A 19557-nucleotide genomic window follows, 5' to 3' on the forward strand; every position below is an offset into this window, starting at 1 on the left:
TTTTTAACGTATTCAAGCGACCTCTTTTTCGGTTACAGGCGTTACATTTCACTATGATTAAATCCAATTTGAAAATTTGGGCAGGATTGGGACTGATCACCCTAGCGACTTCTTGTACGACTAGCTCCCTAATCACCGCCCCTCCTCTTACCTATACCTCCACTCTTTCACCCAAGCAATCCGAACTCACAGAGCAGCAAGCCAAGCACTGGGGACATCTGGATCTGCAAAAGGATACCATCCCGGGAATGAGTGTGGACCGTGCTTATTCGGAGCTTTTGAAAAAGAAAAAAGGCGAACCTGTGATCGTCGCAGTGATTGATTCGGGAATAGATCTGGATCATGAAGATATTCAGGAGATTCTTTGGACCAATCCAGGTGAGATAGCCGGAGATGGCATCGACAATGATCGCAATGGCTATATCGATGATATCCATGGCTATAATTTCCTTGGGGAATCCTATAATGAGCAGATGGAAATCACCCGGATCGTTAAATTGAAAATCGGCGATCAGGCTTACCAAGATGCTGCAAAAGCGGAACTGGATGAAAAGTTGGAAGAGGCAAAATCGACTTTCCCTCAAGTTCGTCAGATCAGACAGGTGATCACCATGGCAGATGGCATGATGCAGGAAGCTTTGGGCAAGCAAACCTACACCTTGGAGGATTTGCAAAACTTCGAACCCCAAAATAGTCAACAGCAGCAAATCGTGGCTATGCTATCTCAGGTGTATGAGATGGGACAGACCGTTCCCGAGGCATTGAAGGACTTGGAGGATGGAGTTACCTATTACGATGAGCAGCTGAAATACAATCTGAATGAGAATTTCGACGGACGAACTCCGGTGGGAGATGATCCTTATGATTTTTCAGATCAGGACTATGGCAACGGAGATCCGAATATCCGTGTGGACAGCGAAAGTCACGGTTCCCATGTGGCCGGAATCATCGCAGCTGCACGGAATAATAAAATTGGTGTAGACGGTGTCGCTCAGAATGTACAGATCATGTCCATCCGGGCCGTTCCCAATGGAGATGAATATGACAAGGATATTGCATTGGCGATCCGCTATGCGGCAGACAATGGTGCCAAAGTGATCAATGGAAGCTTTGGAAAGCCTTTTTCACCGAATTCTGAATGGGTCTATGATGCCTTGGAATATGCGGCTTCGAAAGATGTGCTGATCGTTCAGGCGGCAGGAAATGATGCCTTAGACTTGGACTCACCGGAGAATCCAACCTTCCCAAATGATCACCCGAAGGGACAAAGCAATGAATTTATTGACAATTTCTTAAGCGTGGGAGCATTGACTTCTTATATAGGACCAGACTTGATAGCCATTTATTCGAATTATGGAAAAGAAAATGTAGACATCTTTGCTCCGGGGGATGAGATCTATTCCACCATGCCTGATGATGCGTATGAGTTCCAGGGCGGCACATCCATGGCAGCTCCAGCCGTCACAGGATTGGCAGCGATGATTCGATCTTATTATCCGTCTTTGACAGCTGCACAAGTGAAGCAGGTGATTATGCAATCGGGGATTCCATTGGATCTGGAAGTGCAGGTGGGTGGACCTGAGGGTGAATTGAAGCCCTTTTCAGAAATCTCCAAGTCCGGCAAAATCGCCAATCTTTACAATGCCTTGATTTTGGCTAGCCAAGTGGCAAATAGAGAGGTGAGTTTGAAGTAAAATTTGAAAGCTAAAGTCTAAAAGCTAAAAAAACTGACGTCATTGCGAGTTTACCTGACTTTAGACAGGGAGGCTTTAAGCCCGACGTGGCAATCTAGACTTTCGCGCTCCTCAAGCTCTACTCGCAGTGACGAATACATAAGCCTTTCCAGAAATGGGAAGGCTTTACTTTTTCATTTTTACCACTGAATTGCAGAGAATGCAGAGGTTTCACTGGGAATTTCTTTCCTTCATTGCGAACTCTGGGGGAGCGCAAGTCCCCGACTTGGGCTTTAAATATTGCAGTCTGTGACTGCTATTTTCTAAGTCTAATTCCAATTTTGTTTTTTATCTTATGTCCTTTTGGCTTGTCCCAAAAGGACGAAAACTCCGATGGCTAGTCGCAGCTAAGCTTCCTCCCGCATAGCCCTCGCACAACCCGCGCCTGCGACAGCCCAACGCGCCACTAGATTTGAACTACCGATTAATTTCTGATTTGTGGAAAATTAGAGAATTTTATGAGTGCTTTAGGAATTGCTTGGTGAATAAGTGAAATAAAAAAGCACTATGAAAACTTAAAAACTTCATCAGCGATAGCTCTCCACAATTCACTTCTTCCAATCGGACGGATAAAGAAATATAAAAGATTGGCAGCGGCGACAATCAATAAAGCCGGGTGCCATCGCTTGAGTCTCCAACAGATAATTATGATAGGCAGGATGGAAAAAATGGTGGAAAAGAAAATCACATCGATAAAGTCATACCGTTCAGTCCCGAACAATATCATAAATGGAATCATCGCTAATCTGGATAAAGCCGGCATAAATGCCCAAAAAACAGTAGATATCATCCACATGGCATGATCTTCCAGGTTTTTGACCTTGGTAATCCCTATCAATACACTGGCTGCAAAGCCTATGATGGTAACAATGTCTGTAAAAGAAACCCCATAAAGGAAGTCAGCCGAAACGATCGGGTTGGGCTCCAAAGTTTCAAGGGCCCTTAAATTATTGGGAATAATCGTAAGTGCAGAAAATGTCACTCCACCAGCCAAAAACAAGGATAAAGTTCCATAAAATTTATGTTGCCTGACCTTGCCCCGGGTTATCAAATAAGGCTGAATAATCACCATGATATACCAAAGTATAGCCGAGAGGCCATGCATATGATGATGCCAGGTGGCATCAGGCAATCGAAATAAATATCCTCTGGAAAAACCAATTAGGGCAACCACCAATGGTATTATCAACCATTTATGTGCATTCTTAAAATCTGCTAAAGTCATTCTCTTCCCGATTAAAAAATTCAAAATACAGAAATATTATTAAATTTAAATAACTAACACTCAAGTAGTTATATGCCCTGATTCGGGAATGATAAAACTTCATTAACGCAAGTCTCCTGACATATACTTTTTACAATGCAGTCTGAAACTGCAATGTTTTTAGGTCCAAGTCGGGAGACTTGAACCAATAAATGGTTTGTTTTATTAATTCTTTCTACGCCTCCTCGGCAAAAAGCTGGTAACTCCTTACAATAAATCGTGGCCGAGGCGATAGGTAGGATAAATTCTCAACCCCAGGCTAAAGCCCAGGGCTATTCATCTTCAGCCCCTTCAGGGCTAGAAACTCAAATATGAATATCATTCATTCTGAAGCGCGCATTTGCAATAGCGCAAGTCTTCTGACTTGTGCTCTAAACAATGCAGACTAATACTGTCAATGGTCCAAGTCGGAGAGTTGAACCAAAGAAAGAACTATTCATTCTTAAGTATCTGAGCAGGATTGACTCGGGTAAATTTTGCTTGCCTACCGAAGTCAAGGGCTTTCAAAAGTTCTATAAACAAATTAATTTGGAAATTGAACTCAAACCCAAAAGCCATGAAAATCAGACTTTTCTTATCTGCTTCTTTCCTTTTTTTAATTACTCTTTCAACCCAAGCTCAAGAACTATTTCTCTACAAAGAACTCGATACTACCCAGCTTTTTGTGGAGGTACTTTATCCTGAGGAAATGGAGGGTGGAAAGGAGTATCCAGCCGTGGTTTTCTTCTTTGGAGGGGGATGGGTTGGCGGATCCAGAGAGCATTTTCGACCTCAAGCAACCTACTTTGCTAAAAGAGGCTTGGTTTGCTTTCTGGTGGATTATCGTACCAGAAGTGTCCATCAGACTCCTCCATTTGAATCTCTCAAAGATGCCAAATCTGTTATGCGCTATGTTCGGGCAAATGCCGCTCAATTCCATGTAGACCCGGATCAAATCATTGCCGGAGGAGGATCAGCCGGGGGTCATTTAGCCGCGGCCACAGCTTTGGTTTCTGGATTCAATGATGACAAAGACGATTTAGCCATCAGCCCCATTCCAAACGCATTGCTACTTTTCAATCCCGTAATCGACAATGGCCCTGGAGGATATGGATTTGAAAGGGTTGGAGAGGCTTACAAGGAGTTTTCTCCACTTCATCTGATCGGAAAAGGAGCTCCACCCACTCTATTTTTATTGGGAACGCAGGACAATTTGGTTCCTGTGGCCACTGCCGAATACTACAAAACTGTCATGGAAAAAGTAGGCAGTCGATGTGATTTGCATTTGTACGAAGGCCAGCCCCATGGTTTTTTCAACTATAGAAATTTTGAGTTTTACGAGAAGACTTTGCTGGCTGCTGATGAGTTTTTACAGTCATTGGGATATCTAAGCGATCAGCCAAAAGTGAAGATTGAATGACAAAAAGCAGAAAATTAAATCACTAAAATTCTGTTACAAGCCAATCAAAATAACGAGATTAAAGAGGAGTTTTCACTTATTTAAAACCCAAAGAATAAGATCCATTTATGGCATTCATAGATTATTACGAAGTATTGGGTATCCCCAAAACGGCCGATGAAAAGGAGATCAAAGCGGCCTATCGAAAAATGGCCCGGAAGTACCATCCCGATCTCAATCCTGACAATAAGGAGGCTGAAAAGAAATTCAAGGAAGTCAACGAGGCAAATGAGGTCCTGAGCAATCCTGAAAACCGAAAGAAATACGATAAGTATGGCAAGGATTGGAAGCATGGAGAGGAGTTTGAAAAGGCTCAACAGCAGCGTCGCCAGCAGCAATCCCAATATTCTCAATACGGTTCAGGTGCTGAAGGTTTCGGAGGGCAGGATTATTCTGATTTTTTCGAATCCATGTTTGGTGGAACTAGTGGACATTCAAGACAGAGCCATAGACCCAAATTCAAAGGCCAAGACTACAATGCCGAATTGCACTTGGATCTCAAAGATGTCTACACCACGCAAAAGCAGGTACTCACGGTTAATGACAAAAAGATCCGGATCACGATCCCTGCAGGAGTGGAAAACGAGCAGTTAATCAAGATTAAGGGAAATGGAGGTCCAGGATTGAATGGTGGACCCAATGGTGATTTGTACATCAAGTTTATCATCAACAATCACACGGATTTCAAACGGGAAGGCAATAATCTTTACAAGGATGAGCCATTAGATTTATATACCGCGATTTTGGGTGGAGATATCCACGTGGATACCTTTGACGGCAAAGTCAAACTGAAAGTAAAAGCAGGCACAGGAAACGGAACCAAAGTAAAACTCAAGGGCAAAGGCTTTCCGGTTTATAAGAAAGATGGAGAATTCGGAGACTTGATTTTGACCTATCAAATTCAGATTCCAGAAAATCTCTCCGAAAAAGAAATCGAGCTGTTTAAGGAATTACAAAAAATCAAAGAAGGATAATGGAAACTCAGTTTATATCAATCAGTACCATTTGTGTCAATTACCATATTGAATCCTCCTTTTTGATGGATTTAAGCAATATCGGCTTGATACAAATCGAAATAATAGAGCAAGAGCAATACATCCACCATGATCAAATTGCAGATCTGGAAAAGATGATTCGTCTCCATGATGAGTTGGATCTGAATCTAGAAGGAATTGATGTGGTTTTCAATTTGCTGGCAAAGCAAAGAGAGCTACAAAAGGAGCTGACTACTTTGAGGAATAGATTGAGGCTTTATGAGTAAGTTTTATTTTAAGGCTTTAAACATAATTGAATGATTGAAAGGCCCAATCTCCTCGTAGTCTGTGGAAAAAATAAAAAGAGAAGTAGAACAGCAGAATCCATTTTTAAAAACGACCCACGCTTTGCCATTAGGTCGGTCGGATTAAGCTCAAAAAGTGAAAGAAAAATCTCAGAAAATGACCTTAACTGGTCTGATTTGGTGCTGGTGATGGAAACAGATCATCGCCAGAAAATCAAGAAACAATATAGAAACTTAGACTTACCTACTATCAAGGTCCTCCACATTCCGGACGATTATGAGTATATGGATGAGGAACTTGTTGATTTATTGAATGATAGAATAAATGAGGAATTTCAAATTGCATTTGGAACCTAAATCAATCTTTTTATCATTGGAAAAAGTCAAAATGAATCCACCATTTCATCCCTGAAGCTTTCAAAAGCTAAAAATTCTCAAATTTTTGTTTCAATTGCCGAACTGATAGGAATTAAAAGTTTGGTTGAATTACCTTTGGCGCGTGATTTCTCAAATCAGAAATAGCAAATTTTCACAATTCCTCTGGATTTTTATGGGGATGTATCTTCTCAACTTGAGTGTGGATATGGCAGACCCGGATTCTCCCCATGTGTCTGAGGATTTGACTATCAATGATCAGGAAAGTATCATTGAGCTCGTCGTTGAGACTTTTTTGGGCTATGAGGATGCTTTTCAGGAATTTGATGATCCCGATGCCGAAGAACAAACCCAAAAATCCCAAGGCAAAATTGATTTGATCAATAACAGTTTTCGGGAATACCTTACTCAAAAATCCCAGGGACACTCTGGGCAGCAAAAATTCAGGGATTACGAAGAGTTCCTTACCCAAGGATTTCTAAATCTATTTACTCCTCCACCACAAGTTTGATTTCACGCTAGCCAATCAAAAACCCTATTCCTCTTCTGGAAATAGGGCAATTCTTTTTGCTTAAAATCAAACCAACATGAACATCAAAAAACTACTGATGCCTTTATTTCTATTGGCATCCAGCGGCTATACTTATTCCCAAATATCGAATGCAGAAAAGGATAGTCTTTACATCCAACAAATAGAAAAGTCGAAGCCTGCAAAAGTCCTACATGCCGAACCGCTCTACATCGATCTGATCAGAGACCTGGGAGCAAGGAAAGGTGAGAAAGAATGGAATTTAGGATTAGGCTTGACAGACAATTTGAGTTATGATAGCTATGAAGCTCTCATTGAATACGAGTGGGCGCCGATAGATCGATTGGGCTTAGAGGTTGAATTACCATTTACAATGTATACCTCTACCTCTAGGTCCGAAAGTGATTCTGTCCCCTCCAACAGACTCAATAGTATCAAAGTGGCTGCTCAATGGTCCTTTTTTGTTAACGAAGGAATGGCAACTTCCATGGCAATCGGCTATATCAATGAGTTTGAACTTTCGGGTTTCAAAAATTTTGGGAATCCATTGATTACCGGAAATGTGTACAACCCCTTTCTGGTCATGGCTAAAAGATGGGGTTCCAATTATCACTCCTTAATCTATACTGGCCCTATTATCCATCAAGATTATCAGAGTGGAAAGTTTCACACGACCTATAATATCAATACCAGTTTTCACTATATGATCCCAGGAACCCGAAATTTTATAGGGATGGAAATAAACAAAAATTTAGATGGGCCAGATTTCGATATGACGCTTCGTCCTCAAATGCGATTGGGAATCACAGAACATACCATGATCGGGATCGTCACAGGAATACCCATTGATAAAGAAAATGAACGTTTCAGCACATTTTTGAGATTGATCTGGGAGCCATCTCATAACTAATTAAAGGGGCACAGAACGCTGTTCTGTGTCCTTTTCAGGAATCCTCCTGAGATAAATCTGGATTCAGCACCCTTTCCAAAAGCACACTGTAAATCGGTCTATTTCCTAGCATCGTTGTCATCACAGAAGCTGCCGCAGTACATAAAATCAAAGGCAAAATCAAGCCATAATTGGAGGTCATTTCCACCGCCAAAACCAACCCTGTCAATGGAGCCCTGACCGTAGAGGAAAAAAGCGCTGCCATCCCGGCTATCGCAAAAATCCCTTTTTCGGAAACACTTCCCGGTAGAACGATTTCTGCCAAAACTCCAAATATCAATCCCATGATAATCCCCAGTGTCAACATCGGAGTAAAAAGCCCTCCTGGAAGCCCACTTCCATAGCTGACTATTGAAAGAATAAATCTACCGGTCAGTAATAGGAGCAAAAAGGTCAGCGAGTAATTATTCTGAACCAGTTGATGAATGGTATTGTATCCAGCTCCTGACAAATAAGGTGAAAATATCGTGACACTCACCACCAAAACCCCCAAAAACAAGGAAGTGAGAACTATATGATTTTGGTATTTCTTAAATGCATCCAGAGAAAGCAAAATTACTTGATTATAAACCCAACCAATCGCCCCAATAAAAACCCCCAAAACTGGAAAAAGCCATAAATAAGTCATTTCCCATTCAGAGGTAATCCCCAAAGGCAGGGAAACTTCAGATCCAAGAATTATACGGACAACCACATCGGAAATCCCTGCTCCGATCATGATACTTGCCAGATTGTAAAAATTGAATTTGAAATGGCCATTCATTTCTTCAATCACAAAAATAATCCCGGACAAAGGAGCATTGAAAGCCCCTGCCAATCCTGCCGCCGCACCTGCTGAAATCAGGGGATTATTCCCATAATCGGGATGTTTGGAAACATCCTTGACCATCTTTCCGACACTTGCTCCCAACTGCACTGTAGGGCCTTCACGACCCAATAACAATCCACTTCCCAAGGAAAATAGAGAACCGAAAAACTTCACAGGAATGACCCTTTTCCACCTCAAAGGCCGAACACCATCCAATGCCCCTTCGATTTCCTGAATTCCACTTCCTCCTGCTTCTGGGGCATATTTTCTCACCAACCAAAATGCAATAAAAATAGAGGTCGAAGTAGCTAGTATCAAGCCCAATATCGACCATAGCCCAGATTCTTGACCCAATTGAATCCAATGTTCATGAAAGTTTTCGATGGAAGTCAGAAAAAATCTAAAGACTGAAGAAAGCAGTCCTGAAAGGATTCCTATAAAAAGTGAAAGCAACAAAAGCTTTCCATTTTTGGTATCCTCCACTCTCAATCGTTCCAGTCTGTTGAAAATGATTTTTCTTGAAATTGGCATTTTAGAATTTAATAAACTCAAAAAGACAAAGTAATTAAAATGGATAAAGAATAGGGAGGAACAATGCCTCTATCAAAAATCATTTCTAACTTTTATCCATGAAACAACTTTTTCTTTTAGCGCTGATTGGCACTTTTTCATTTTCTAGCTGTGAAAAAGCCAGTCTTGAAGCTCCAAGTTCCGAACTCCTGATCGAATCATTCCAATCATGGAATGGAGACTCCCTACCAGAATATCCCAAAGGAAAACCCAAAATTTCCATAGTCAAAGTCACCATTCCCCCTCAATCGGAATTGCCCAAACATTATCACCCGGTCATCAATGCCGGTGTTCTTTTGACGGGAGAATTGACCGTCATCGACTCCAAAGGAGATACGCTCCATATGAAAGCCGGAGACCCAATCGTAGAGCTGGTCAATCAGGTCCATTTCGGAAAAAATGAAGGGGATATCCCTGCCGAAATCGTGGTTTTTTATGCAGGAACAGAAGGATCTGAGATTGTGGTAAAAGATTAAATGAACCGTTGAATTTCTTCTTTTTACATAAGACCATTTTCCCTAAATCGCCAAAAAATCAAAACCATTCCTAAAAAAGTAAATTGAAGCCTCCCTATATCTGATTAAATTCCAATTCATTCAGAAAACCACCTTTATGAAATTCAAATCAACCTTATTCCTCCTTGGAATTGGACTGTCCATCCATGTCCAGGGACAGGAATTAACCTCTGAGATTTTAGACGGATTACCCCTGAGAAATATTGGTCCAGCGACTATGAGCGGTAGAATTGTCGACCTTGCTGTTAACGAGTCGGACCCTTATACATTTTATGCGGCGACCGCCACAGGAGGGATCTGGAAAACCACCAACAATGGCGTTTCTTTTGAACCTGTTTTTGAAAATGAAAATACGCACTCTATCGGCGCTATTGCCTTAAATCAAGAGTACCCCAATATCATTTGGGTAGGAACCGGCGAAAGAGCCAATAGACAAAGTAACTCTTGGGGAGACGGCGTTTACGTTTCTCACGACGAAGGCAAGACCTGGAAAAACATCGGTCTAAAAGACTCCCATCATATCGGTAGAATTGCTTTGCATCCGACTGACACAGCAGTCGCTTACGTTGCAGCAATGGGACATCTCTGGGGACCTAATGAGGAAAGAGGTCTTTATAAAACTTCCGACGGAGGAAAGTCTTGGGAACAATTGATCTATGTAGATGAAAATACCGGAGTAGTCGACGTGGCGATGGACCCTTCTGACCCCAATATTTTATATGCTGCTACTTACCAACGAAGAAGAAAACCTTATGGATTTCATGGAGGAGGACCAGGTTCTGGCCTTCACAAATCTACAGATGGAGGAAAAACTTGGAAGGAATTAACAAATGGCCTACCAGAAGGAGATTACGGAAGAATTGGAATTTCAATTTTCCGAGAAAACCCAGAGGTCGTATTTATTTCCTTGGAGCAAGGCTTTCAATACAATGCCTCCACGGCCTATAATGAAAGAAGAGCTGGACTCTATCGAAGCAAAGACAAGGGAGAAAGCTGGGAATTGATGAGCGATTGGAATCCAAGACCTATGTATGCTTCTCAGCCATTGGTTGATCCAAGTGATGAGTCCAGAATTTACATGATGAACCAATACAGCTATTCCAGTGATAGCGGAAGGACATTTACAGCTCCGCGTCAGTCCCTTCATGGAGATGATCGTATCCTTTGGGTCAATCCAAAAGATTCCCGTCACGTGATCAAGGGAGATGATGGAGGTATTGGGATTTCTTATGACCGAGGCATCCAATGGCTTTTCATCAACAATCTTCCTGTCAGCCAGTATTATCGAGTTACCGTGGATGATGCCAAACCATATAATGTCTATGGTGGATTGCAAGACAATGGAAGCTGGGTTGGTCCAAGTGAAACCTACCGTGCAGATGGAATTCTCAATGAAGACTGGAAACGCCTGGGAGGTGGAGATGGATTCCTCAATCAGGTGGATCAAAACGATCCAGACGTCGTCTTTACCGAATCTCAGTATTTGGGTTTGTCTAGACTAAATATGAAGAATGGACAAAGACAATCCATCAGACCTGGTGATCCAAAAGGAAAAATCGGTGCGAGAAGAAACTGGGATTCTTGGGGACCGGGAATTCCCGAACCAGAATTGGGCAATGCCATGGCTCCGGGTAACTGGGACGGTCCTTTCTTTTTGTCAAAACATGATCCCAATACGATTTACGCTGGAACCAATGTCCTTTGGAAAAGTACGGACAATGGTTCTACCTGGCTCTCATTAGGAGATCTTACAACCAAAGTGAATCGAAGAGAGCTCCTGATCATGGGCCAAAGACCTGATGAAAACACGGCTTCTTTAGATGACGGAATCCCGTACTATCCAACATTAACAGCCATCGCAGAGGATTTATTTACTCCGGGAATCCTCTATGTGGGGACAGACGATGGATTATTGCAAGTTTCTTGGGATGATGGCAAAACTTGGAATGATATGACCAGCGCTTTGAGCGGCCTGCCTAAAGAAACCTGGATCAATACCTTCGAGCCATCCAAACACAAGGCCGGAACTGCCTATGTTGCCATCAATAATTACAGAAATGATGATTTCAAAAATTACATCTACAAAACAACAGATTTTGGGAAAACTTGGAAATCTGTGGAAGGTGACCTGCCTCCAAATCGAGTAGCTAGAACGCTCAGAGAGGACCCGAAAAATCCAGATCTTCTTTACCTAGGAACCGAATTTGGGCTTTTCATCAGCATAGATGGGGGAAATCATTGGGCTGAGCTGAAAAGCAATATGCCGACTCTTCCATTCAATGATTTGGTGATTCATCCAAGAGATAATGACCTAGTTTTGGGTTCCCACGGAAGGGGTGTATGGATTTTGGATCATGTGAATGCCCTGCAAGAAATGACTCCTGAGGTACTGAAAAACTCAGCCGCTCTTTTTTCCATTTCGGAAGCTCAGATCATCAATTATACCAGAGATGGAGCCCATACTGGAGATATGTATTACCGAGGCGAAAATCCAGATTTCGGAGCAGCTCTAGATTATTATTTGAAAGATTCTGTGTCAGCAGATGCGATCAGTTTGAAGATTTATGACAGCCAAGGAAACTCTGTTTCCGAAGTAAAAGCCAAGAATAAAGCAGGACTTCATCGAGTCATGTGGGATCTACGATATCAGAATGATCAAGCTGGAAGTGGAAGGTCAAGAATGAGCGTTCCTTATGTCAATCCTGGACTTTATACCGCCAAACTGAATGTCAATGGAGAAGAATTTGAACAAAAGTTTAGAGTAAGCGATGATCCAAGATTGGATGTGGCCATCGATGTGAGAAAAGAATGGACTGAATCCCAAATGCAGGTATTGGCTCTATCTAAAGAAATCGAGGCTGATCGAGCCGATCTTATCAAGCTGGAAGAGCAAATAGAAAAATTAAAAGAAAAAGAAGTGTCCATTGATAAGACTACAGCCGCTCCATTACTTGATTTCATGCAAAAATATGGAGAGTTAAGCAGTCGAGTAAGATCCCTGTATTCTGAAATAGGAAATTATATCGGCCCTTGGACTAATGACCAAAAAGAACAATACGCTTATTATCTTTCTATGAAAGACAAACTAAAAGCAGAAAGGGACCAAGTGATCAAAAGCACTGTTCCAAAAATCAATAAAGGATTGAAAAAGGAAAACTGGTTGCTGATAGCAAAGTAAAAACTAGCTCCCCGATTTAATTCGGGGAGCTTCAAAACATAAATCCAAAATGCGAATATTCTTTACAGGAGGCTCAGGAAAAGCTGGAAAACATGTGATTCCTTACCTTTTAGACCAAGGACATCAGGTCATGAATGTGGATCTGAAACCACTTGATTATCCAGGAGTGGATAATCTCATTGCTGACATTACCGATTCCGGTCAAATGTTCAATGCGATGAGTTCTTATACCAATTTGGGCGAACTCGAACCTGGAAATGGAGTTCCAAAATTTGATGCAGTCGTTCATTTTGCAGCTGTTCCCCGAATCCTGATTAATCCTGACAATGAAACCTTCCGAGTAAATGCCATTGGGACTTACAATGTGATTGAGGCAGCAGTGAAATTGGGAATCAAGAAAATCATCATTGCATCCTCAGAAACAACTTATGGTGTATGTTTTTCGGATGGAGAGACTGATCCCCATTCCCTTCCTTTGGAGGAGGATTATGATGTAGACCCGATGGATAGCTATGGTCTTTCCAAAGTCGTCAATGAAAAAACTGCCCGGACATTTCAGAGAAGATCCGGCTATGATATTTATGCCCTGCGGATTGGCAATGTGATCGAACCACACGAATACAAGGAGCTATTTCCCCATTATTTCAAGCACCCGGAAGTGCGGAGGAGAAATGCTTTCTGCTATATCGATGCGAGAGACCTGGGACAGATCGTTGATCTCTGTATTCAGAAGGATGGCTTGGGTTTTCAGGTTTTTAATGCAGGAAATGATCATAACGGCGCGGTTATCCCAAGCAAGGAATTGGCCGAACGGTTTTTCCCAGGTGTACCTATCACCCGTGAATTGGAAGAACATGAAGCTTTATTTTCCAATAAAAAAATCAGAGAAGTTTTGGGCTTTAAGGAGCAGCATAACTGGAGGAAATACCTGGATTGGGAATGAAATGATAATAGTTGAGGAAGGAATATGATTACTCAATTTCAAAGTGACAGATTAGTTATTAGTCCAATTACTATGTTGGATTTGGAAAAAATCCATGCACTTCATTCCCTTCCTGAAACGGATCAATTCAACACGCTGGGAATACCTGAAAGCCAAGAAAAAACAAAATCGATTATTCAGGATTGGGTGGAGAAAAATACCAATGGGCTCAATCGAAACTTTGTATTTAAAATCGAATCAAAAAAGACCAAGAATTTCATCGGATTGATAGCAATTAATTTGGGTAGTGAAAAATTCAAGAACGCTGAGGTTTGGTACAAACTTCTTCCTGACTTTTGGAAACAAGGATATGCAACGGAAGCATTGAAAAGGATTCTTGAGTTTGGATTCAATACTTTGGAATTGCATCGAATTGAAGCAGGATGTGCTGTCGAAAATATGGGAAGTATCCGTGTTCTGGAAAAAGTGGGAATGACTCGGGAAGGTAGAAAAAGAAAAGTTTTACCTCTCAAAACCGGATGGACCGATAATTACTCCTTTGCAATTTTGGAGGAGGATTTTAATTCGAATTGAGATTTCAGGACTACCCTTTAGCTTTTCCACAAATAAGGAAACAAAATATAGCCAGCAGCAGCTACGATGGCATTAATTGCCAAAAGGCTCAAAACCTTATCAGCACTCACTGACCAATCCAGACCATCCATCGCATTCTTTGAAATTCGGATGGCCATTAGCAAAATCGGGATGATCACTGGAAAACTCAAAATAGCCATCAAAGTGGCATTATTCCCTGCTTTGGAAGCAATCCCTGAAACCATGGTTAAGCTGGCCGAAAATCCCATTGCCCCCAAAATCAAATTCAATAAAAATAAGCCTTGATCCTGAATCGGGTTTCCCAAAATCACAGAAAAAACCCCGTAACCCAACAAAGCCAAAATCAAGGTTAATCCGGTGTTGTAGATAATTTTGGAGAGGATAATTGCCTCTGGCGAAGCAATCATATAATAATACAATTGTCTACCCTGATGTTCCTGCACAAAGCTTTTTGCCACTGCATTGACAGCCGAAAAAAGGATAATGATCCAGTACAAAGCGTTCCATGTTGGACCGGAAAGATTCCCCATTTTGGCTCCCACACTCAAATAAGTGATGAAAACTGCCGAAACCACATAGAGCAATATCCCATTCAGAGCATACTTTTGCCTCCACTCCAGGGTGATTTCTTTTCGGATCAAAACGGAAATTTCCTTTAGCATAGCCCAAAGATAGGGGATGAAATGTTAATTCGGAGTTTTTCTATGATGGGTACCTTGCTCAAAGGCATAAGTCAATTCGATCAACTTACCTTCATCAAACATTCTACCCAAAAACTGCAAACCGGCTGGCAAATTCCCACTAACAAAACCCATCGGAACAGTGAAGGCTGGCTGGCCGGTGTGTGGGGCGATGATTTGGGAATTATCTCCCTTGTATTCTTCCTGGAAATGATCGATTCTAGCAGCTGGATGATTCCAACTCGGATAGACCAAAGCATCCAAATTCAAGGAATCCATAACATTTTCAATCGCCTCTCTGAAAGCAATTCGATTCGGATCGGTAAATGGATCCCCACAAGGTCTGTCTTCTGGATAAGCCGCCTCAGCAGCATATTCCAATCGGGATTTTGCAAATTCAGAATGGGTGCCAATCCGAATTACATCTTCCAAAGTAGAAACTGTATCTCTCTTAACATAGGTTTGGAGAAAATCTTCCAAATCCTTTCTGAAATCCGGACACCACTGATTTTGTCTCAATTCTTGGAATCCTGGGACCTCCACATAATCCACTATTTCAGCTCCGAGAGTTGCCATATCAACCAAAGCCTGATCAAACAAAGCTGTAATTTCTGGGTTTGGATCGTTTTCACTCAAGGTTCTAAAAACACCGATTCTGGCATTTTCAAGCCCATTTTCCTTTAAAAAGCCAGTATATGTTTCAGGGATTTTTCCTTCTGAATGTTGAGTAATCGGATCTTTGGTATCATAGCCAGCAATCACATCAAGCATCCGGGCTGCATCCTCCACAGTTCTACACATCGGCCCGACGACATCGTTTCTCAAGTACAAGGGCACAATACCTTCTCTACTAATCAGGCCCAAAGTCGTCCTAAATCCGACCAAGGAATTGTGTGAAGAGGGTCCGCGAATAGAATTTCCGGTATCAGTTCCCAAACCAACAGTTCCAAAATTATCCGCGACAGCCGCACCTGTTCCACCACTGGATCCAGCGGGCACATGATCGAGATTATAGGAATTATGAGTTGTTCCTTTGGTTGAGCTTTCGGAGTGCATCGGGCTAAAAGCCCATTCTGCCATATTGGATTTAGCTATCACAATTGCTCCGGCTTCTTTCAGTTTTTGGATAATAAAAGCATCCGACTCTGGATAGAAATCTGCCAATGCCAATGAACCTGCGGTAGTGGGCATCCCTATTGTATTGATATTGTCTTTGACGATGACAGGAATTCCATGAAGCGGTCTTAATTTCCCGGTCTCTTTTAATTCCAAGTCCATTGCTTTTGCATCCTCAAGTGCTTTGGAATTCGTCTCAGAAATGGCATTAATCGCAGAATCTTCCAAAGCTATTCGATCCAGATAGGCCTGCACCAAATCCTCGGCATTAAACTTTCCGGATTGATAGGCTTCGTGTATGGACTCAATCGTCAACTCTTCAAGAACGATAGGATCCTTTTTCTTTTGACATGAGACGAAAAGAAATATAAGTAGGGAAAAATAGGCATTGAACTTCATGAAGGAAATTAGCAAGTTTCCTCGTATTCAAGAAATTATATTTTGTGGTCTTAAGGAAAAGTTCGATCAGACCAACTCTTCATTGGTATTTTGCTTCCAAAAATGCTCCTCAGGAGGAAGACTGTCCAGGTAAAGATTCGTCTGCTCATAGCCTTTATCCAAGATTTCCTTCCATCTCTTATCATCCATAAAACCAATTCCTTTTAGATTCAGCTCGAAATAATGAGACACTTTGGATTTAGTAACTTCTTCTTTTTGAAGGCTATTAAGCGTCAAAGAATTAATAATAATTGAACCTAAACTCGGAATTTTAAATCTCTTTTTCTTCAGCATCTTATCCCAGAATAGAGACCAACCGGTAGGGGTCTCTTCGTAATTGACTTGACGATCTGGCAAGCCTCCTAGAGAAACTGCGAATATCCTGGTAACAGGGAACCGATACATAGGTTCGATTGGCAAATTATCCATTACTGAGCCATCGACATGCAAATAGTTTTCAATCACCACCGGAGGAAAAACTCCCGGTATTGCGATACTTGCCATCACTTGTTTCCAGATCAATCCACTCTCATGGATCTTGGCAGATGCTCGGGAGAAATTGGTTGAAACGCAATAAGAATTAACCCAGATATCTTCCAAATGATGGTCTGAATACATGTCCTTTGCAAATTTTTTGATCTTTTTCCCTGAAAGAATCGAGACCATTGGGAAGGTCATATCATTGGAGGTAAGCTTTGATTTTACAGCGATTTCGGTCGCCTCCACAATCCTTTGAGGATCAAAATCAGCAAAGCTCATCGAAATCCCATAAATCGCTCCAGCACTGGTTCCTCCTAAGAAATCAATCTCAATTCCTCTTTCTTCCAAAGCTTTCACCACACCTAGATGGGCATAGCCTTTGGCTCCTCCACCTCCCAAAACCAATCCAGTGGCATTGTTAGTAATGATCCTACAAAACCGTCGGATGTCTCTCATATTCTTTTTCCTAACATGAAGGTGTAGATTGACCTGTCGGTCTTCTAGCCATTGACGGGTATTTTTTGGGGTAGAGGCATTCTCCTCATGAAGTAGTAGGAGGTAAATTTTCTTATTGAGAATACTCTGGGAATAAAGATCTAATTCCTTTTCAATCGAATACAATCCAGGGTCTTGATCGAATCCAACAGCCAAAATGACCAAATCAGCATAAACCATGCATTGATGGGACCATTCTGGCTCTGCTTCACTACATACCAAAATATTAATGCCTTCGTGCTGCTCCAAAGAATCAAAAAATGCCTGATCCGCATGCTCCAATTGTGATTCATAGTCATAAACCTGGACAGGAACGCGGTTACCTTGAAAGTATTTTTCCATATCCACAGTCCATGGAGTTAGGTCAAAATCTGCCCTCAGATTCACCAAGGCAATATTTTTAGGAGGAGTGGATTTATTCTGTTGGAAGGTATTTCTTCTCAATCTGTTGATCACAAAGCCAGTCAGGGAACTGGCAAACGTTGGATATTTGGCAACAAGAGAAAGGTACTCTTCTTGGTCAAATTCTAAAACCACGGATTTTCGGATGGCCAATACAGAAGCCATCCTCGGCTCCCCTGTGAAAAGAGCAAATTCGCCTACTGGCTCGCCTTCTCCAATATCACCTAGGATTCTGGTTCCATTTTTATCCTCTTTGATGGCACGAAGTCTTCCTGATAAAACCAGATAAAGAACATTCTCGGATTCCCCTTGATGGAAGAGGTATTCTCCTGTATTGATTTCTTTTTTGGTTCCAATTTTTAAAATCTGATCCAATAATTGATCGTCCATGCCTCCAAAAAGTTTGTGGAATAGGCGATGGTAATGTGCATTAAAATCCTGCATAAACTCTGGGTCTATTTGAGTTTTTTTGAATAATGTGAAGATCGAGAACCAGATATGGGGTTTTGAAAAAGATCCAATTCTCCCTTCAGTATTAATTTTGTACAGCTACTAAAGTTTTCTTACAATCTGGTGAAAAATTGCTGATTTTCAAACAATAACAAAAAAAAGCCCTACCTGGGCTTCAATTTTGAGGAAAATGACAAAAAATCTCAGGGATTTTTGCTTTTTATCCAACTCAACACCTTCCCTTTAGGTAAAGCCTCAATTACTCTTCCTTCTTTTCCTGTCATCGTTTCGGCAGCAAATAGAGAATTGACAACTGCTTCTTCAGTTGCTTCGATCACTGCAAGAAACAATGAACTCATATCGTCATTTCTCAGGAAGCTGGCTTCTTCAATTGCCCCGGATTTGGCAGAATAGGAAATCCTCAAACCCTCGGCTGTAGAAAACGCGATCACATAATCTCCTGATCCATTGGAAGCGATTCCTCCTGTTTTCCCTAAGCCCATCATAGCTCTTTGGGCCATTCTTTCCAAATTTCTTTCCAAAACTGGTGCATCTGTAGCAATTACAATCATGCAACTACCGTCGGCTTTTTCCAAAGCATCTTTGAAGGGATATTTTCCCAATTTTTCACCGACAGGTACTCCTGCAATTTGAAGGTTTCCTCCAAAATTGGTCTGAACCAAAACACCAACTGTATATCCGCCTAAGCTTTCTGGAAGTTTTCGAGAAGAAGATCCAATCCCTCCTTTCCAACCAAAGCATATTGTACCCGTACCAGCACCTACATTTCCTTCTTCTAGGGGAGCTGATTCCGCGGATTCGATGGTTTGAATTACTTCTTCAGGACTGATGTGCATTCCTCGAATATCATTGAGAAATCCATCATTGGTTTCTCCAACAACTGCATTGACAGAACCGACATTTTCATTTCCAGGAAGAGCCAAAGAATACTTGACTGCTCCTTCGATACCAGCTGCTACTGAAAGTGTATTTGTCAAAATGATCGGGCTTTCAATATTCCCCAACTCTTGTACTTGAGTGACACCTGCAAGCTTACCAAAACCATTTCCCACAAAAATTGCTGCAGGAACTTTCTCTTGGAAAATATTCCCACCATGAGGTAAAATCGCTGTCACTCCGGTTCGGATAGATTCCCCTTCGATTTTGGTAAAATGCCCCACTTTGACACCTGGAACATCTGTGATTGAATTCCAGGAACCTGTAGGCAATATGCCAAAAGGAACTCCCAATTCTCTAGGTCTTTTTTGAGCAAATGAGTTCGAATTCATCAGAATTAAGGATAAAAGTAAAAGAATAGATT

Annotated in this window: 17 protein-coding genes; 11 read left to right on the forward strand and 6 right to left on the reverse strand. The window is 41.6% G+C overall.

The annotated features are described in order from the left end of the window. Positions 1–53 precede the first annotated feature (53 nt). Positions 54–1694, forward strand: a complete 1641-nt coding sequence (locus tag O0V13_RS01910; RefSeq protein WP_268033303.1) for a S8 family peptidase — start codon at positions 54–56, stop codon at positions 1692–1694. 544 nt (positions 1695–2238) lie between these two features. On the opposite strand, the gene O0V13_RS01915 is transcribed toward O0V13_RS01910, so the two are convergent. Further along, positions 2239–2958, reverse strand: coding sequence for a hypothetical protein (locus tag O0V13_RS01915; RefSeq protein ID WP_268033304.1), 720 nt, complete (start codon positions 2956–2958; stop codon positions 2239–2241). 595 nt (positions 2959–3553) lie between these two features. Between O0V13_RS01915 and O0V13_RS01920 the strand changes: the two genes are divergently transcribed. The 6 genes from O0V13_RS01920 (at position 3554) to O0V13_RS01945 (ending at position 7528) form a co-directional block, all read left to right on the forward strand. Continuing rightward, complete coding sequence (locus O0V13_RS01920) at positions 3554–4396, forward strand: alpha/beta hydrolase (RefSeq protein WP_268033305.1); 843 nt, start codon at positions 3554–3556, stop codon at positions 4394–4396. 107 nt (positions 4397–4503) lie between these two features. Next, the gene (locus tag O0V13_RS01925) at positions 4504–5409 is read left to right on the forward strand and encodes a J domain-containing protein (RefSeq protein WP_268033306.1); all 906 of its coding nucleotides are present in this window, start codon (positions 4504–4506) and stop codon (positions 5407–5409) included. Beyond that, a complete protein-coding gene (locus O0V13_RS01930) occupies positions 5409–5696 on the forward strand; it encodes a chaperone modulator CbpM (protein WP_073571422.1) in 288 nt (95 codons plus the stop codon). Before O0V13_RS01925 ends, O0V13_RS01930 begins: the two co-directional genes overlap by 1 nt. A gap of 30 nt (positions 5697–5726) precedes the next feature. Further along, a complete protein-coding gene (locus O0V13_RS01935) occupies positions 5727–6071 on the forward strand; it encodes a low molecular weight protein tyrosine phosphatase family protein (protein ID WP_268033307.1) in 345 nt (114 codons plus the stop codon). A gap of 193 nt (positions 6072–6264) precedes the next feature. Next, positions 6265–6600 (forward strand): hypothetical protein, encoded by a 336-nt coding sequence (locus tag O0V13_RS01940; RefSeq protein WP_268033308.1) that lies wholly within the window; start codon positions 6265–6267, stop codon positions 6598–6600. Positions 6601–6676: 76 nt separating this feature from the next. After that, on the forward strand, positions 6677–7528 hold the full coding sequence (locus tag O0V13_RS01945; protein WP_268033309.1) for an HAEPLYID family protein: 852 nt from the start codon (positions 6677–6679) through the stop codon (positions 7526–7528). A 34-nt stretch (positions 7529–7562) separates the two neighbouring features. On the opposite strand, the gene clcA is transcribed toward O0V13_RS01945, so the two are convergent. Beyond that, positions 7563–8906, reverse strand: a complete 1344-nt coding sequence (gene clcA / locus O0V13_RS01950) for a H(+)/Cl(-) exchange transporter ClcA (protein ID WP_268033310.1) — start codon at positions 8904–8906, stop codon at positions 7563–7565. A 98-nt stretch (positions 8907–9004) separates the two neighbouring features. On the opposite strand from clcA, the gene O0V13_RS01955 reads away from it, so the two are divergent. From O0V13_RS01955 to O0V13_RS01970, 4 genes are all read left to right on the forward strand, one after another. Continuing rightward, positions 9005–9421, forward strand: coding sequence for a cupin domain-containing protein (locus O0V13_RS01955; RefSeq protein WP_268033311.1), 417 nt, complete (start codon positions 9005–9007; stop codon positions 9419–9421). A 136-nt stretch (positions 9422–9557) separates the two neighbouring features. Then, the gene (locus tag O0V13_RS01960; RefSeq protein WP_268033312.1) at positions 9558–12638 is read left to right on the forward strand and encodes a VPS10 domain-containing protein; all 3081 of its coding nucleotides are present in this window, start codon (positions 9558–9560) and stop codon (positions 12636–12638) included. Positions 12639–12687: 49 nt separating this feature from the next. Next, positions 12688–13581, forward strand: a complete 894-nt coding sequence (locus O0V13_RS01965; RefSeq protein ID WP_268033313.1) for an NAD-dependent epimerase/dehydratase family protein — start codon at positions 12688–12690, stop codon at positions 13579–13581. A gap of 24 nt (positions 13582–13605) precedes the next feature. Then, positions 13606–14154 (forward strand): GNAT family N-acetyltransferase, encoded by a 549-nt coding sequence (locus O0V13_RS01970; RefSeq protein ID WP_268033314.1) that lies wholly within the window; start codon positions 13606–13608, stop codon positions 14152–14154. A gap of 17 nt (positions 14155–14171) precedes the next feature. On the opposite strand, the gene O0V13_RS01975 is transcribed toward O0V13_RS01970, so the two are convergent. From O0V13_RS01975 to O0V13_RS01990, 4 genes are all read right to left on the reverse strand, one after another. Next, positions 14172–14837, reverse strand: a complete 666-nt coding sequence (locus O0V13_RS01975; RefSeq protein WP_073571429.1) for a heme exporter protein CcmB — start codon at positions 14835–14837, stop codon at positions 14172–14174. Positions 14838–14861: 24 nt separating this feature from the next. Next, on the reverse strand, positions 14862–16370 hold the full coding sequence (locus O0V13_RS01980; protein WP_268033315.1) for an amidase family protein: 1509 nt from the start codon (positions 16368–16370) through the stop codon (positions 14862–14864). Between the two features lie 66 nt (positions 16371–16436). Next, a complete protein-coding gene (locus tag O0V13_RS01985; RefSeq protein ID WP_268033316.1) occupies positions 16437–18230 on the reverse strand; it encodes a patatin-like phospholipase family protein in 1794 nt (597 codons plus the stop codon). Positions 18231–18439: 209 nt separating this feature from the next. Continuing rightward, the gene (locus tag O0V13_RS01990) at positions 18440–19525 is read right to left on the reverse strand and encodes a DmpA family aminopeptidase (RefSeq protein WP_268033317.1); all 1086 of its coding nucleotides are present in this window, start codon (positions 19523–19525) and stop codon (positions 18440–18442) included. Between the last annotated feature and the right edge of the window lie 32 nt (positions 19526–19557).

The sequence above is a fragment of the Algoriphagus sp. PAP.12 genome (assembly GCF_026652115.1).
Lineage (GTDB): Bacteria > Bacteroidota > Bacteroidia > Cytophagales > Cyclobacteriaceae > Algoriphagus.

Excerpts from the sequence above, each read along its gene's own strand:
- O0V13_RS01925 (WP_268033306.1), top strand. The coding sequence starts at position 4,504 with ATGGCATTCATAGATTATTACGAAGTATTGGGTATCCCCAAAACGGCC.
- O0V13_RS01965 (WP_268033313.1), top strand. The coding sequence starts at position 12,688 with ATGCGAATATTCTTTACAGGAGGCTCAGGAAAAGCTGGAAAACATGTG.
- O0V13_RS01915 (WP_268033304.1), bottom strand. The coding sequence starts at position 2,958 with ATGACTTTAGCAGATTTTAAGAATGCACATAAATGGTTGATAATACCA.
- O0V13_RS01960 (WP_268033312.1), top strand. The coding sequence starts at position 9,558 with ATGAAATTCAAATCAACCTTATTCCTCCTTGGAATTGGACTGTCCATC.
- O0V13_RS01990 (WP_268033317.1), bottom strand. The coding sequence starts at position 19,525 with ATGAATTCGAACTCATTTGCTCAAAAAAGACCTAGAGAATTGGGAGTT.
- O0V13_RS01985 (WP_268033316.1), bottom strand. The coding sequence starts at position 18,230 with ATGCAGGATTTTAATGCACATTACCATCGCCTATTCCACAAACTTTTT.
- O0V13_RS01940 (WP_268033308.1), top strand. The coding sequence starts at position 6,265 with ATGGGGATGTATCTTCTCAACTTGAGTGTGGATATGGCAGACCCGGAT.
- O0V13_RS01930 (WP_073571422.1), top strand. The coding sequence starts at position 5,409 with ATGGAAACTCAGTTTATATCAATCAGTACCATTTGTGTCAATTACCAT.
- O0V13_RS01920 (WP_268033305.1), top strand. The coding sequence starts at position 3,554 with ATGAAAATCAGACTTTTCTTATCTGCTTCTTTCCTTTTTTTAATTACT.
- O0V13_RS01975 (WP_073571429.1), bottom strand. The coding sequence starts at position 14,837 with ATGCTAAAGGAAATTTCCGTTTTGATCCGAAAAGAAATCACCCTGGAG.
- O0V13_RS01945 (WP_268033309.1), top strand. The coding sequence starts at position 6,677 with ATGAACATCAAAAAACTACTGATGCCTTTATTTCTATTGGCATCCAGC.
- O0V13_RS01955 (WP_268033311.1), top strand. The coding sequence starts at position 9,005 with ATGAAACAACTTTTTCTTTTAGCGCTGATTGGCACTTTTTCATTTTCT.
- O0V13_RS01910 (WP_268033303.1), top strand. The coding sequence starts at position 54 with ATGATTAAATCCAATTTGAAAATTTGGGCAGGATTGGGACTGATCACC.
- O0V13_RS01970 (WP_268033314.1), top strand. The coding sequence starts at position 13,606 with ATGATTACTCAATTTCAAAGTGACAGATTAGTTATTAGTCCAATTACT.
- O0V13_RS01935 (WP_268033307.1), top strand. The coding sequence starts at position 5,727 with ATGATTGAAAGGCCCAATCTCCTCGTAGTCTGTGGAAAAAATAAAAAG.
- O0V13_RS01980 (WP_268033315.1), bottom strand. The coding sequence starts at position 16,370 with ATGAAGTTCAATGCCTATTTTTCCCTACTTATATTTCTTTTCGTCTCA.
- clcA (WP_268033310.1), bottom strand. The coding sequence starts at position 8,906 with ATGCCAATTTCAAGAAAAATCATTTTCAACAGACTGGAACGATTGAGA.